General features: G+C 53.8%; 13 protein-coding genes. 5 read left to right on the top strand and 8 right to left on the bottom strand.

Going from position 1 to position 14,627, the window contains the following annotated elements:
- Positions 1-11: 11 nt before the first annotated feature.
- A complete protein-coding gene (dadX, locus tag AC07U6_RS05215; protein ID WP_494762896.1) occupies positions 12-1,082 on the top strand; it encodes a catabolic alanine racemase DadX in 1,071 nt (356 codons plus the stop codon).
- Positions 1,083-1,092: 10 nt separating this feature from the next.
- Here dadX and AC07U6_RS05220 read toward each other — a convergent pair whose 3' ends face one another.
- The 4 genes from AC07U6_RS05220 to yeaG all read right to left on the bottom strand — a co-directional run bounded on the left by AC07U6_RS05220 (position 1,093) and on the right by yeaG (position 7,718).
- Positions 1,093-2,283, bottom strand: coding sequence for a multidrug effflux MFS transporter (locus AC07U6_RS05220; RefSeq protein WP_494762895.1), 1,191 nt, complete (start codon positions 2,281-2,283; stop codon positions 1,093-1,095).
- Positions 2,284-2,393: 110 nt separating this feature from the next.
- Complete coding sequence (locus tag AC07U6_RS05225; protein ID WP_494762894.1) at positions 2,394-4,121, bottom strand: potassium/proton antiporter; 1,728 nt, start codon at positions 4,119-4,121, stop codon at positions 2,394-2,396.
- A gap of 252 nt (positions 4,122-4,373) precedes the next feature.
- Positions 4,374-5,654: a YeaH/YhbH family protein gene (locus AC07U6_RS05230; protein WP_494762893.1), complete on the bottom strand. Its 1,281-nt coding sequence runs from the start codon at positions 5,652-5,654 to the stop codon at positions 4,374-4,376.
- A 129-nt stretch (positions 5,655-5,783) separates the two neighbouring features.
- Positions 5,784-7,718, bottom strand: coding sequence for a protein kinase YeaG (gene yeaG, locus AC07U6_RS05235; protein WP_105595249.1), 1,935 nt, complete (start codon positions 7,716-7,718; stop codon positions 5,784-5,786).
- A 433-nt stretch (positions 7,719-8,151) separates the two neighbouring features.
- Between yeaG and AC07U6_RS05240 the strand changes: the two genes are divergently transcribed.
- The gene (locus AC07U6_RS05240; protein WP_494762892.1) at positions 8,152-8,901 is read left to right on the top strand and encodes a MipA/OmpV family protein; all 750 of its coding nucleotides are present in this window, start codon (positions 8,152-8,154) and stop codon (positions 8,899-8,901) included.
- An 81-nt stretch (positions 8,902-8,982) separates the two neighbouring features.
- Complete coding sequence (locus AC07U6_RS05245) at positions 8,983-9,834, top strand: aldo/keto reductase (RefSeq protein ID WP_494762891.1); 852 nt, start codon at positions 8,983-8,985, stop codon at positions 9,832-9,834.
- A 76-nt stretch (positions 9,835-9,910) separates the two neighbouring features.
- Here AC07U6_RS05245 and AC07U6_RS05250 read toward each other — a convergent pair whose 3' ends face one another.
- Both AC07U6_RS05250 and gapA read right to left on the bottom strand, forming a co-directional pair.
- The gene (locus AC07U6_RS05250) at positions 9,911-10,783 is read right to left on the bottom strand and encodes a D-hexose-6-phosphate mutarotase (protein WP_494762890.1); all 873 of its coding nucleotides are present in this window, start codon (positions 10,781-10,783) and stop codon (positions 9,911-9,913) included.
- Positions 10,784-10,862: 79 nt separating this feature from the next.
- Positions 10,863-11,858, bottom strand: coding sequence for a glyceraldehyde-3-phosphate dehydrogenase (gene gapA, locus AC07U6_RS05255; RefSeq protein ID WP_494762889.1), 996 nt, complete (start codon positions 11,856-11,858; stop codon positions 10,863-10,865).
- 341 nt (positions 11,859-12,199) lie between these two features.
- On the opposite strand from gapA, the gene msrB reads away from it, so the two are divergent.
- Together msrB and AC07U6_RS05265 are read left to right on the top strand one after the other, a co-directional pair.
- Entirely contained in the window at positions 12,200-12,610 is a 411-nt protein-coding gene (gene msrB / locus AC07U6_RS05260; protein WP_205064395.1) for a peptide-methionine (R)-S-oxide reductase MsrB, read from the top strand.
- A 10-nt stretch (positions 12,611-12,620) separates the two neighbouring features.
- Entirely contained in the window at positions 12,621-12,899 is a 279-nt protein-coding gene (locus AC07U6_RS05265) for a YeaC family protein (RefSeq protein ID WP_494762888.1), read from the top strand.
- 72 nt (positions 12,900-12,971) lie between these two features.
- Here AC07U6_RS05265 and pncA read toward each other — a convergent pair whose 3' ends face one another.
- Positions 12,972-13,586 carry a bifunctional nicotinamidase/pyrazinamidase gene (pncA, locus tag AC07U6_RS05270; RefSeq protein WP_494762887.1) on the bottom strand — a complete coding sequence of 205 codons (615 nt, stop codon included), beginning with the start codon at positions 13,584-13,586 and terminating at the stop codon, positions 12,972-12,974.
- Positions 13,587-13,600: 14 nt separating this feature from the next.
- Entirely contained in the window at positions 13,601-14,614 is a 1,014-nt protein-coding gene (gene ansA, locus AC07U6_RS05275) for an asparaginase (RefSeq protein WP_494762886.1), read from the bottom strand.
- Between the last annotated feature and the right edge of the window lie 13 nt (positions 14,615-14,627).

Consider the following 14,627-nt stretch of genomic DNA (forward strand, 5'->3'; position numbering starts at 1 on the left):
AAGGAGAGAGTATGTCGCGTCCGATTGTCGCAACGATCGATACCGCCGCGTTGCGGCAAAACCTGGCCGTTGCCCGCAAGGCAGCAGGCGGTTCGCGTCTGTGGTCAGTGGTTAAAGCCAATGCCTACGGGCACGGCATTGAGCGCGTCTGGCAGAGCCTGCAGGAAACGGACGGTTTTGGGCTGTTGAATCTGGAGGAGGCGATCCTGCTGCGCGAACGGGGATGGAAGAAACCCGTCCTGCTGCTGGAAGGATTTTTCCATCCGGAAGATCTGGATATTCTCGATCGTTACCGCCTGACCACCAGCGTGCACAGTAACTGGCAGATTCAGGCGCTGGCAAAAGCGAAACTCTCCGCACCGCTGGATATTTACCTCAAAATGAACAGTGGCATGAACCGGCTTGGCTTTCAGCCGGATCAGGTACATAACGCATGGCAGAAACTGCGTTCACTGCCTAACGTGGGTGAAATCACCCTGATGGCGCACTTCGCTGAAGCGGAAACGGCGGAAGGAATTGCCGAACCGCTGCAACGCATAGAGCAGGCGGCGGAAGGGCTGGACTGCCCGCGAAGTCTGGCTAATTCAGCCGCCACGCTGTGGCATCCACAAACCCACCACAACTGGGTGCGCCCGGGTATTATTCTCTATGGTGCTTCACCGAGCGGCCAGTGGCAGGATATCGCCGGTAACGGATTGAAGCCGGTGATGACCTTAACCAGTGAGATTATCGGCGTACAGCAGCTGGGCGTGGGGGCTCGAGTGGGTTATGGCGGTCTCTATCGCGCCAGTGAGGAACAGCGTATTGGCGTGGTTGCCTGCGGTTATGCGGACGGTTATCCGCGTATATCGCCAACCGGTACCCCGGTGATGGTCGATGGCGTAATGACCCGCATCGTTGGCCGCGTTTCCATGGATATGATCACCGTAGACTTAATGCCTTGCCCGCAGGCCGGCATCGGTAGCGCGGTGGAGCTATGGGGTAATCATGTCAAGATAGATGATGTTGCTGCGGCGTCCGGCACCGTCGGGTATGAGCTGATGTGTGCACTCGCACCGAGAGTGCCGGTTGTTGTGGTGTAATCGTCTGAAATCAGAGCGCGGTCAGCGTGCCGCGCACTTTTTTACTGAAGCGCCAGGCGATAAATACCAGCAGCGCACCCGCCATCATCATCAACGCCAGTGCCGACTTTTCGGCTAGCGGCAGAGCCATCATTAACAGCCCCGCTGACGATCCCCCCGCCATCTGAATAAAGCCCACCAGCGCGGAAGCCACACCAGCCTGCTGCTGGTAAGGCTCAAGCGCATAGCTGGTGGCCGGGCCCATGGTAAAGGCCAGACCGGCAACCGACACCGCAACAGGTAACATGTAAAGTGCCCAGTGCGTCTGCCATGCCTCGGGCAGCATCCATACGCCTGCCGTCAGCATCACGGCTCCTGTGGTCATCGCCAGTGCACCAATCGCCAGACAGATCGGTCGGCCCAGCTTGCGGATAACCTTATTGACCAGTACGCTGACCAGCATAATCCAGAAACCGTTCGCACCGAACGCAATCGAGAACTGTAAAGCGGTCAGGCGGCCTTCGGTCATCAGCACGTTAGGCGCCAGTGAAACGTAGGTCAGCACCATGCCCAGCGCACCGGCGTTAGCGCAAGCAAAGGCCAGGAAGCGCGGCTGGCGCAGGATCTGCCAGTACTGCCGCAACGGCAGTCCTTTCACTTTTTGAGTATCCGCCGGGCGCGTTTCCGGCAGGAAGAACACCACCAGCAGGCCGATAAAAAGCGCGTAGAGAGCCAGGAACCAGAACGGTGCACGCCAGTTAAAGGCTTCAGCCAGCAGGCCGCCCAGCAGCGGGGCCAGCGCCGGAACGATATTCAGCGCGCCGTTAAGGAAGCCGTAGGCGCGGGCAGCATCATCGCCATTCAGACGATCGCGTACGCCGCTAAAGGCCACCACCGCCGTGCAGCAAACGGCACAGCCCTGAATAATACGCGCGGCCAGGAACTGCAGCCAGACGTCAGCGGTGGCTGCCATCACGCTACCGGCAATGTAAAGCAGCAGCCCGATAATGGCGATCGGTTTGCGCCCCAGATTATCTACCAGCGGCCCGGCGACAATCTGCCCAAGGCCCATCACCAGCAGAAACAGGGGGATCGTGGTCTGGATATTGGCCACGGGAGTATTTAATCCAACGGCAATGTCTGGCAGAGTGGGTAGATACAGATCGATGCCCAGCGGGGCGAGCAGTACCAGGCTGAGCAACAGCAGAGTGAATTTTTGCATGGCAGAAATAAGATCCAAATTAAAGCAAGCCCTACAGGGTAGAGATTACCCACGGAAAAGAAAAGCATAAAATGTAAGGAGACAGGGGATTTATCTCCTCAGAGTGGAAACTATTCTTTATCCTGCTGTACGCGAACGCCAACTTTAATGATTGTGTTGTCTTCTTTTTCCGCCACGGTCCAGATCAGATTCTTCCACTCAACCTGATCGCCTACGACCGGAGCACCGCCAATAATGTCAGAAACCAGCTGACCGAGCGTTTGCTGTCGGTCATGTTCTTCATCCAGATCGATGCCATAGATTTCAGAAACATCCTGCAGTCGTGCATCAGCCTGAAGAATAAAGTCGCCAAAGAATCGCTGATCGAGCTCTACCGGCGGTGACTGGCTGAACAGTTTGCCCAATGCGGGCAGGTCTCGCTCGCGTCCAATCACGCACAGAATATCCCCTTCGCGCAGACGGGTGTTACCCGTTGGATGCAACAGTTGGTTATTGCGAAACAGCGCGGCAATGCGAGTTTCCCGTGGCATATACAGATCGCGCAGGGCCGCGCCGACGCACCATTTATCCGCGCTGAGTTGATAAACAAAGTGCTCCCATGGGTTTTCAGGGTGAATATCCAGCCCGATACGTGAAACAGGTGAAGCCATGGGCGGTACGATCACCCTGGCCTTCCGGGCGGCAAAACCTAGCGAGGTGCCCTGAACGATCAGCGATACCAGCACAACAAAGAAAGCGATATTAAAGAACAGCGAGGCGTGGGGTAGCCCCGCCATCATCGGGAAGACGGCAAGAATAATCGGCACCGCGCCACGCAGCCCAACCCAGCTGATAAAGAAGCGTTCACGGATATTAAAGCCGCGAAACGGCAGCAGCCCAACTAAAACCGAAAGCGGGCGCGCCAGCAGTATCAGCCAAAGTGACAGCAGCATCGCCGGTACCGCGATATGCCAGAGGTCGAGGGGGTTGACCAGCAGACCCAGCACGAGGAACATTCCGATCTGGCTGAGCCAGGCCATGCCGTCAAAGGTTTGCAGAATACCGTGGCGGCTGCGGATCGGCCGGTTGCCGAGGACAAACCCGCAGAGATACACGGCCAAAATACCGCTGCCTTCGAGCGCGGTGGTCAGGGAAAACACCAGAATGCCGCCGCTCAGCGCCAGTAGCGGGTACATCCCTGCCGGCAGAGAAATGCGGTTGATAAGCTGCAACAGGCCCCAGCCGCCGCCAATGCCCAGCGCAATTCCGAGGCCGAACTCCTGAATCAGATGCACAAAGAACATCATATCCAGTCCGGACTGACCTTTAAGGATCATATCAATCAGGGTTATGGTCAGAAACACCGCCATCGGGTCGTTGCTGCCTGATTCAATCTCCAGCGTGGCGCTGACGCGTTCGTTAAGCCCCTTACCACCGAGCAGCGAAAACACCGCTGCCGCATCCGTCGAACCGATAATCGCCCCAATCAGGAAGCCGTTCATCATATTCAAATCAAATAGCCAGGCGGCGGCCATGCCTGTCAGACCGGCGGTGATCAGCACCCCCACTGTCGCCAGCGACAGTGCAGGGCCAAGTGCAACCTTAAATGAGCTGGCCTGGGTACGCATACCGCCATCCAGCAGGATTACCGCCAGCGCAAGGTTACTGACCAGATAGGCCGCCGGATAATTGTTAAAGATAATGCCGCCGATGCCGTCAACGCCCGCCAGCATACCGAGCGCGAGGAAGATAACCAGAATAGGGATACCCAGACGGGAGGAAAAGGAACTCAGGAGTATGCTTGCGGCAACCAGCACTGAACCAATGATGAATAAATTGTAAATCGCGCTGGCTTCCAAAAGGCGTTTCTCCTAACAGATTAAAATACTTTTTTACAGAGTGTGCATAACAGAGCAACAAATTTAGAATCGAGTTCACTCGATTGAATTCAGGGGATAAAATAGCGTAAAAACCGCTGCGATGAATACCGCTGAGTGCGCTAAAGGGAATTTTTCTGCTGACTGGCACAGATTAAGGCCCTAATCGGGCCAAAAGAACAGTCGAACCCGAAATTTTATGCCGGTAGCAGGGCGCTACCGACGCAAACGGGTTTAGTAATTTTCCTCAACCTGCTTCTGGAAGAGGGCACGGAACACCGGATAGATATCCTCGGGTTCTCGTATGTGCTGAATAGCAAAGTTGTCGAATCGGGTTTGCAGATTCTCGTACTCACGCCACAGGGTTTGATGAGCACGTCGGGTGATTTCGATATAGCTGTAGTAACGCACCACCGGCAGGATATTTTTTGCCAGCAGCTCGTGACAAAGCGGCGAATCATCGGCCCAGTTATCGCCATCCGAGGCCTGCGCGGCATAGATATTCCACTGAGCCGGGTCGTAACGCTCTTTCACCACCTCATCCATCAGTTTTAACGCACTGGAAACGATCGTACCGCCCGTTTCCTGTGAATAAAAGAATTCCTGCTCATCAACTTCTTTCGCCTGCGTGTGATGCCGAATGTAAACCACATCCACGTTTTTATAGGTTCGGCTAAGGAACAGATACAGCAGAATATAGAAGCGTTTTGCCATATCCTTCGTGGCCTGGTCCATTGAGCCTGAAACGTCCATCAGACAGAACATCACCGCCTGGCTGGAAGGCTCAGGACGCTTTTCAAAATTCTTGTAGCGTAAATCAAAGGTATCGATAAACGGAACGCGCTTGATGCGGGCGCGAAGTTCGGCGATGTCCTTGCGCAGTTGCTCCTCTTCCAGCAGTTGGGCCGGTTCACTGTTCTCCACTGTTTTCAGCGTTTCTTCCAGCTCGGCCAGCGTGCGGCGTTTGCTGGCGGTCATCGCCGTGCGGCGCGCAAGGGAATTTTGCAGCGAACGGACGACGCTGATATTGGCAGGAACGCCGTTGGCGGTATAGCCCGCACGGTGGGTTTTATACTCATTGAGCTGGCGATGCTGATTCCTTTTCAGATTTGGCAGGGCCAGATCCTCGAAGAGCAGGTCAAGGTACTCATCTTTTGAAATATTGAAGATAAATTCATCCTGACCTTCACCGTCCTGGCTGGCATTACCCTGACCACTTCCGCTTCCGCCGCCACCGCCCTGCGGGCGCTCAACGCGGTCATTTTGCACAAAGTGATCGTTGCCTGGATGTACACGGTGACGCAGGCCACCGCGCCCCTGATGGAAAGCCGGTTCGTTGATATCTTCAACGGGAATTGAGACGGATTCGCCGCTTTCTACGTCGGTAACCGAACGCTTGTTGATGGCCTCGGAGATCGACTGTTTGATTTGCGACTTATAGCGGCGCAAAAAGCGCTGGCGGTTCACCGCGCTCTTATTTTTGCCGTTAAGACGCCGATCGATAAAATAGGCCATAGCTCCCCCATACTACGTTGCAGACGGGCCTGAGCCCGTGCTGATGCACTCGTTGCGATTTTGCTACCGTTGCGGGCCCGGACAGGGTAGTTACTGTCGGGCCCACAGGGTTAAGCACTTGCGCAAACGTCAGGATGACTTCCTTACGCGCAGATACCATTCGCACAGCAGGCGAACCTGTTTACGGGTATAGCCTTTTTCCATCATGCGATCGACGAAGTCGTCGTGTTTTTTCTGTTCATCAGTGGATGTTTTGGCGTTAAACGAAATGACCGGCAGCAGCTCTTCCGTGTTGGAGAACATTTTCTTCTCGATCACGGTACGCAGCTTCTCGTAGCTGGTCCAGTTTGGATTACGACCGTTATTATGTGCCCGCGCACGCAACACGAAGTTGACGATTTCGTTACGGAAGTCTTTCGGGTTGCTGATCCCGGCGGGCTTCTCGATTTTTTCCAGCTCGGCGTTCAGCGATTCGCGATCGAACAGCTGCCCGGTATCCGGGTCACGGTATTCCTGATCCTGTATCCAGAAATCAGCGTAGGTCACGTAGCGGTCAAAAATATTCTGGCCGTACTCGGAGTAAGATTCCAGGTAGGCGGTCTGGATCTCTTTGCCAATAAACTCGGCGTATTTCGGGATCAGATAGCCTTTCAGGTGCTCAAGGTACTTCTCAGCCTGTTCCTGCGGGAACTGCTCGCGGTCAATCTGCTGTTCCAGCACATAGAAAAGGTGAACCGGGTTGGCCGCTACTTCCACGTGGTCGAAGTTAAACACGCGGGAGAGGATTTTAAAGGCAAAGCGGGTGGATAACCCGTTCATCCCCTCATCCACGCCGGCGTAGTCACGGTACTCCTGGTACGACTTGGCTTTCGGGTCGGTATCTTTCAGGCTTTCACCGTCGTAGACCCGCATTTTTGAGTAGCTGCTGGAGTTCTCCGGCTCTTTCAGACGAGAAAGAATCGAGAAGCGTGCCAGCGTTTCCAGCGTCCCTGGTGCACAGGGTGCATGGGTCAGCTCACTGTTAACCAGCAGTTTCTCGTAGATCTTAATCTCTTCAGAAACGCGCAGGCAGTAAGGCACCTTGACGATGTACACGCGGTCAAGGAACGCTTCGTTGTTTTTATTGTTGCGGAAGGTAACCCACTCAGATTCATTTGAGTGCGCCAGAATAATACCGTTAAACGGCAGGGCAGAGATGCCTTCAGTACCGTTATAGTTGCCCTCCTGCGTAGCGGTCAGCAGCGGGTGCAGCACTTTAATCGGCGCTTTAAACATCTCAACGAATTCCATGATCCCCTGGTTCGCCCGACACAGCGCGCCGGAATAGCCGTAGGCATCAGGATCATTCTGGGCGTGATTTTCCAGCTTACGGATATCCACTTTACCCACCAGCGCGGAGATATCCTGGTTGTTTTCATCACCCGGTTCGGTTTTAGCGATCGCAATCTGTTCCAGAATAGAAGGCCAGACCTTAACGACCTTGAAGCGGGTGATATCTCCGCCAAATTCATGCAGGCGCTTCGCCGCCCACGGCGACATGATCGTGCCAAGATAGCGACGCGGAACGCCGTACTCTTTATCCAGAATATTGGCGTCCTCCTGCGGGTTAAACAGGCACAGCGGATGATCGTTGACCGGACTGCGCTCGCCGTCTGCGCTCAGCACGTAGATAGGCACTCGCTGCATCAGCGATTTCAGGCGCTCAGCGAGAGAGGATTTACCGCCACCGACCGGGCCCAGCAGGTACAGAATTTGTTTCTTCTCTTCCAGCCCTTGCGCAGCGTGCTTCAGGTAGGAGACGATCTGCTCAATCGCTTCTTCCATACCATAAAACTCTTCAAACGCCGGATAGCGTGCAATCACACGGTTAGAGAACAGCCGGGAAAGGCGAGGCTCCTGAGCGGTGTCGACCATTACGGGTTCACCGATTGCCATCAGCAATCGTTCCGCCGCGTTGGCGTATGCACTGCGATCCTGCCGACAAATGGTAAGAAATTCCTGCAGTGTGAACTCTTCGTCCTTGGCTGCTTCATAACGCTGACGATAGTGATCGAATATATTCATAGCGATGCCCGTCCTTTCGTTTTTAGCACAGGTACCAGGAGCCTAACGCGATAGCCCCTGAAGGAACTTATTAATGAGTACAGCAACCCTTATGCCAACCTGACTTTTTTTATCGGGAAACACACTTCTTTGGTTACTCTGCTCGTTAAAATTTAGGTCTTACGATTAAGCGTAGATCGCATATTAAAAAATTTCCTGAAGCAGCAAGCATTTTCGATGAAATTTCAATAACAAAGTTAGAAAAGCGCTAAGCAGATCGCTTTCCGGGCTAGCCGGGTACTGCGGGTCGAAAATACCCCAGTACAAAACAAATGGATATTTCGTGCTTAAAAATTGATTATAAGTGCTACAGGTTATGTAAATTTACGATCGCGTATTGATATCACGGTTAAACTTACCAGCCTGATTGTTATATTTAGGGAACGATTTATTTGTGAACCATTTCAAACTTACCGCCCTTGCTGCATTTTTACCTCTGTATTTTGTGGCCCCTGTCGCACAGGCCAACCCGCTTACGCTGGGTGCCTCCGTAATTTACAGCCAGAGCCCGTATAAAAGTGGTCAGGACCGATACTATCCTGTGCCCATCGTTAACTATGACGGTGACAGTTTCTATCTGAACACCCTGCAGGCAGGTTATTACCTGTGGAAAGACAGCCAGGACCAGCTGTCGCTGACGGTGCTGGGTTCACCCCAGAACTACGATCCTGACGATGTTGATGACGGTGATATGAAGTCGTTAAACAAACGCCGTATGACGCTGATGGGCGGGTTATCCTATCGCCATATGGCTGACTGGGGGATCGTTCGCACCACGCTGGCGGGCGATGTACTCGATAACAGCAATGGCATTATCTGGGACCTGACCTACCTTTACCGTTTCGAATTCGGCCAGTTCAGTCTGACGCCGGGTATTGGTGCATTGTGGAACAGCTCTAATCAGAACAAATACTATTATGGTATTTCTTCTGTAGAGTCCGATCGCAGCGGCCTGAATCGCTACGATCCGGATGACAGCTGGAGCCCTTACCTGGAGCTGACGGGCGGATGGAAAATTAGTGACAGTTGGAACGCTACCGTTTCCGGTCGCTATGTCCGTTTGGGCGATGAAATTAAAGACAGCCCGATGGTCGATAAAAGTTCTCAGGTTCTGCTCTGGAGTGGGATCAGCTACACCTTCTGATGCCGCGATCTGCACCACAAAAGGGCGCATTGCGCCCTTTTGTGCTATTTCGGGGCGCAATAATGATGCAGGGAGAGAGGAATGAGTTGGACCGTGACCTTTAATGATGGAATCCTCCTGCCCGCTATCGGGCAGGGGACCTGGCATATGGGCGAAAATCCTGCATTACGTCATCAGGAGATTGCCGCATTACAGTGCGGAATTGATGCAGGCCTGACGCTTATCGATACCGCGGAAATGTATGCGGACGGTGGCGCGGAGCTGATTGTTGGCGAAGCGTTGGTAGGGAGACGGGATCGCGCGTGGCTGGTCTCAAAAGTCTATCCTTGGAATGCCAGCGAAGTGGATGCCGCTGAAGCCTGTGAACGTAGCCTGCGCCGTCTGAAAACCGATTATATCGATCTCTACCTGCTGCACTGGCGGGGCAATATTCCGCTGGAAGAGACAATTCGCGCGATGGAAAATCTGCAGCAGCAGGGAAAAATTCGGCGCTGGGGCGTGTCCAATTTTGATACTGACGACCTCAGCGAACTGTTGTTGGAAGAGGGCGGCAAACACTGCGCGACGAATCAGGTGCTGTATCATCTCGCCTCACGCGGCATAGAATACGATCTGCTGCCGCAGTGCCAGCAGCTGGCGATGCCGGTGATGGCCTACTGCCCGTTAGCCCAGGCGGGTCGGCTGCGTCGTGCGTTGATGGATCACCCGGTACTCGTTCAGATTGCACAACGCAAGCGCATCAGCGTGGCGCAGCTGCTGCTGGCATGGACGATCCGTAAAGAAGGGGTGATTGCTATCCCGAAAGCCAGCTCGATTGCTCACGTAGAGGAAAACGCGGCAGCGCTGGCGGTGATGCTAAGCAGCGAAGATCTGATGCTGATTAATCAGGCATTCCCCCCACCGTCGGCAAAACTGCCGCTGGATGTGGTGTAGCCCGTTACGAGTCCGAACGCGGCGTGATAGCCGCAGGCGACCGGGCTGGCCGGTCGCACTGCCGAAGACAGGCTGATTACTTCTGAATACGGAAGGTGACCGCCAGACGTGCTGGCTGCTCGCCGGAACTGACTAACGGGCGGGAAATGCGCGCGGTTTCCACACACACCATCGTTTTATAGCCTTCATTCGCCATATCCCCCATGCTGCACGACAGTTCGGCACCCGGGTTCCATGTGACAACGTCACTTTGATAGTGATGATGCACTTCAATAACACGCTTGCCGGCACGGTCTTCCAGCACGCTGCATTCAGCAGGCTGGGTATGAATACGGTCGACCCGCTGTTCGTAGGTTTGTTTGCCGTCCGGTGAGTTGCCGGTTGCGCCTTTCAGCACCTGGTCGATGTAGTCCGGCCCCAGGCCGCTAACTGTCACTGATGCATTATCGGCAACGTTAAAGTAGCTGTGCAGTGCGGCAGTCGCCTCAAAATCGCCATGAGCTTCAAGTTCGATTTCGCAGGTATCGCTGAAGCGGAAGCGGGCGAAGAGGGTGAAGTCATGCGGCCAGAGTTTTTTAGTTTGCTCATTGCTTTCCAGAACGAAAGTCAGCATCACGCTCTGCTCGTTTTCATCATGCGCGGAGAGCTTCCACGGCAGATTGCGGGCGAAGCCATGCGCCGGTTCATCCGCCGGGCCAAACCACGGCCAGCAGATTGGCACACCGCCGCGGATGGCTTTACCCGGGGTCCAGGCCGTTTTCTCACTCAGCCAGACAACCGGTTTTTCAGCTGCAGGCTGCCATGCCACCAGGTGTGCGCCCTGGAGCGTGACGGCTGCGCGGACCTTAGGGTGGGTGATGACCACCACCGGGAGTTCGCCAATCTGGCGCTGAGTGATGTACGGGGAAATCTGGTTAAGCACCGGCAGCGAGAAGAGTTTTTCGTTCATTAGCGGTCCTTCTGAAATAGAGAGATAAAAAAAGGGCGACCTGAGTCGCCCTTACTTTTCTGGTTCTGTTCAGAACGCCTTATTTGGCGATGTGAGCAACCAGGTCCAGTACCTTGTTAGAGTAACCGGTTTCGTTGTCGTACCAGGAAACCAGTTTAACAAAGGTGTCGCTCAGCGCGATACCTGCTTTAGCATCGAATACTGAAGTCAGTTTTTCACCGTTGAAATCGGTAGAAACCACTTCGTCTTCGGTGTAGCCCAGAACGCCTTTCAGTTCGCCTTCAGAAGCGGCTTTGATTGCATTACAAATTTCTTTGTAAGAAGCAGGTTTAGCCAGACGTGCAGTCAGGTCAACTACGGAAACATTAGGGGTAGGAACACGGAACGCCATACCGGTCAGTTTACCGTTCAGCTCAGGGATCACTTTACCTACGGCTTTTGCAGCACCGGTAGATGAAGGGATGATGTTCTGAGCTGCGCCGCGGCCGCCACGCCAGTCTTTGTGAGACGGGCCATCAACGGTTTTCTGAGTTGCGGTAGTTGCGTGCACGGTGGTCATCAATGCTTCAACGATGCCGAACTTGTCGTTGATCACTTTCGCCAGCGGTGCCAGGCAGTTGGTGGTACAGGAAGCGTTAGAAACGATATCCTGGCCAGCATAAGACTTATGGTTTACACCCATAACGAACATTGGGGTGTCATCTTTAGATGGGCCAGTCAGGACAACTTTCTTGGCGCCAGCCTGGATGTGTTTACGCGCGGTTTCGTCGGTCAGGAAGATACCGGTTGCTTCAGCAACAACGTCAACGCCCACTTCGTCCCATTTCAGGTTAGCAGGATCGCGCTCAGCGGTAACACGGATGGTTTTACCGTTAACAACCAGTTGACCGTCTTTGACTTCTACAGTGCCGTTGAAGCGACCGTGAGTTGAGTCATACTTCAGCATGTAAGCCATGTACTCTGCGTCCAGCAGATCGTTGATCGCAACGATTTCTACATCAGAACGTTCCTGAGCAGCACGGAAAACGATGCGACCGATACGGCCAAAACCGTTGATACCTACTTTGATAGTCATATATTCCACCAGCTAGTTGATAGTGAATAAAAGGTTGGCAGTAAAATTACAAAAAGCTTACCAGGCGTCAAGCGGAATCGTGTCAATTATTGCTACAGGTCAAACTCATGACCAGGAATTATTCAAAAAAAGTCCATTTCCTGACGCCGACACAACCGTGATCTTAAGGCACTTAACCCGAATATAAAGGGGAGCATATTGTAAAAGGTGATCTGAGTCGCAATTATGTCTCTGAACGATTCCTCTCCCGCACCTTAAGAGAAAAATTCACCTGATCTTGTTAAGTATTTGTTAGAATGCTAAGCGAAGTCTTCATAAATAACACTGCCAGAGAGTCTACCATGGCTAATGAGAAATCCCCTATTTCACCCGAAAATGAACTCAACGAAATGCAACGTTACGTGACCCAGCAGCGTGGTACCGAGCCACCGTATTCGGGTAAACTGTTGCATAACAAAGAGCAAGGTCTGTATCACTGCCTGGTGTGCCAGGCTCCACTGTTTCTGTCCGCGTCAAAGTACGATTCAGGCTGCGGCTGGCCGAGTTTTTACGAACCTTATAGCGACGAGGCCATTCGCTATCTTGATGATAATACTCACGGAATGCAGCGTGTTGAGATTCGTTGCGGCAGTTGTGACGCCCACCTGGGCCATGTGTTCCCGGACGGCCCGCAGCCAACCGGCGAACGTTACTGCGTTAATTCCGCATCGCTGAGTTTTAGCGACGATGACGGTAACATCACTAAAGGTTAATGGAACTGTAATGGAACTCGATGAAATCATTGCCGGTATGACTCCGGAAATTTATCAGCGCCTGGCCACTGCGGTTGAAACCGGTAAATGGGCTGACGGTGTCGCCCTGACGCCGGAGCAGAAGGAAAACAGCCTGCAGCTGGTGCTGCTGTGGCAGGCAAAGCATAACGACGACCCGCAGCATATGAGCGTAGCGAAGGGCGGGGAAATCGTAATGAAGAGTAAAAAACAGCTGAAAGAAGAGTTCGGTATCGGCGATGAAGATGTAACGCGTATCCAATTACAGTAATTATTCCTGCAAGAATAATTCGTTCAAAGAATAGGCAGTTGAGCGTTCAGCACATCTGCCTGATTTTGGCGTTTACTGAATGACCGCACCGGCATTTTGCATCGCTTTCAGCGCCTCAGTGCTGTCATCCGGGTGCAAATTCACGCCGCGGCAACCCTCCGCTATGACCGTGACCTTAAAGCCCAGCGACAGCGCATCCAGCACGCTGTATTTAACGCAGTAGTCGGTCGCCAGGCCCATGACCGTCAGTGAGGTAATCCCTTCCCCCTTCAGCCAGCGTTCCAGGATCGTTGCCTGACGTTTGCCGTTATCGAAAAAGGCGCTGTAGCTGTCCACCAAAGGGTTTTCCCCCTTGTAGACACGCAGGGTGATAGCGGACTGCTCCAGCCCCGGATGCAGCTCGGCTCCACGACTGTGCTGGATGCAGTGATCCGGCCACCAGACCTGCGGCAAACCGTCCAGCTCCCCGCAGGTGCCGGGGGCGTTTCCACAGGTTGAAGCAAAGCTGCCGTGCCCGACAGGATGCCAGTCACAGGTGGCGATCACCGGTTCACCGCGCTGCCTGAACTCCGCCGCCAGGCGGTTAGCGACGCTTATCGTCGCATCACCCTCAGCCACCGCCAGCGCGCCGCCGGGGCAAAAGTCATTTTGTAAATCGATCAATACCAGTGCCTGACGTACGCTCATGCCTTTTTCTCCGGTTAGTCCTCGGTCAGCTCACCGCGCAGATTTTGCTGCATAAGCTGGCGGATCTCATCACTGGTTAAATCCTGGCTGAGCAGATAGTGCAGTTTGGTCAACGTCGCTTCTACGGTCAGATCGGCCCCGCTAATGACACCGGCGTGTGCCAGTGCGTTACCGGTGGCATAGCCGTCCATATTCACTTTGCCGGACATGCACTGCGTGAGGTTCACCACCACAATACCGCGATCGGAAGCGGCTTTCAGCTCTGCAAGGAACTCTTTATTTTGCGGTGCGTTACCGACGCCGTAAGAACGCAGGATCAGCGCTTTTACCGGCTGGCGCAGGAAGTTACGCACCACTTCAGCGGAAATGCCCGGGTAAATCGTCACCACGCCAATCGGCTGTGGCGTAATCGGGTGAACGATCAGCTCACCTTTGCCCGCTGGAGCGGGTGGGGTATTCAGGCGGCGAATGTGAATACCGGCTTCCAGCAATGGCGCAAGGTTAGGCGAGGCAAAGGCGCTGAAACCATCAGCGTGGGCCTTGGTGGTACGGTTGCCGCGATACAGCGTGTTGTTGAAGAACAACGCCACTTCGTTAATCGGGTAGTTTGCCGCAACAAAGAGCGAGTTCAACAGATTCTGCTGGCCGTCAGAACGCAGTTCCGCTAGCGGAATTTGTGACCCTGTCACAATCACCGGTTTGGCCAGATTTTCCAGCATAAACGACAGTGCGGAAGCGGTGAATGCCATGGTGTCAGTGCCGTGGAGGATGACGAAGCCGTCATAGCGATCGTAGTTCTTCTGGATATCGTCAGCAATCGATTGCCAGTCTTCCGGTGTCATGTCCGACGAGTCAATCAGTGGCTGATACTCATGGATGGTGAAATCGGGCATCTCAGCACGATGGAACTCGGGCATGTTCGCCAGTTGGGTCTGCAGGTGGCCTGAAACGGGAATGTAGCCGTGCTCAGAACGCTGCATGCCGATGGTTCCGCCGGTATAGGCGACATAAATCGATTTTTTTTGCATAGGTAAACTCAGA

It is taken from the genome of Erwinia sp. GW821-FHT03D09, assembly GCF_059420805.1.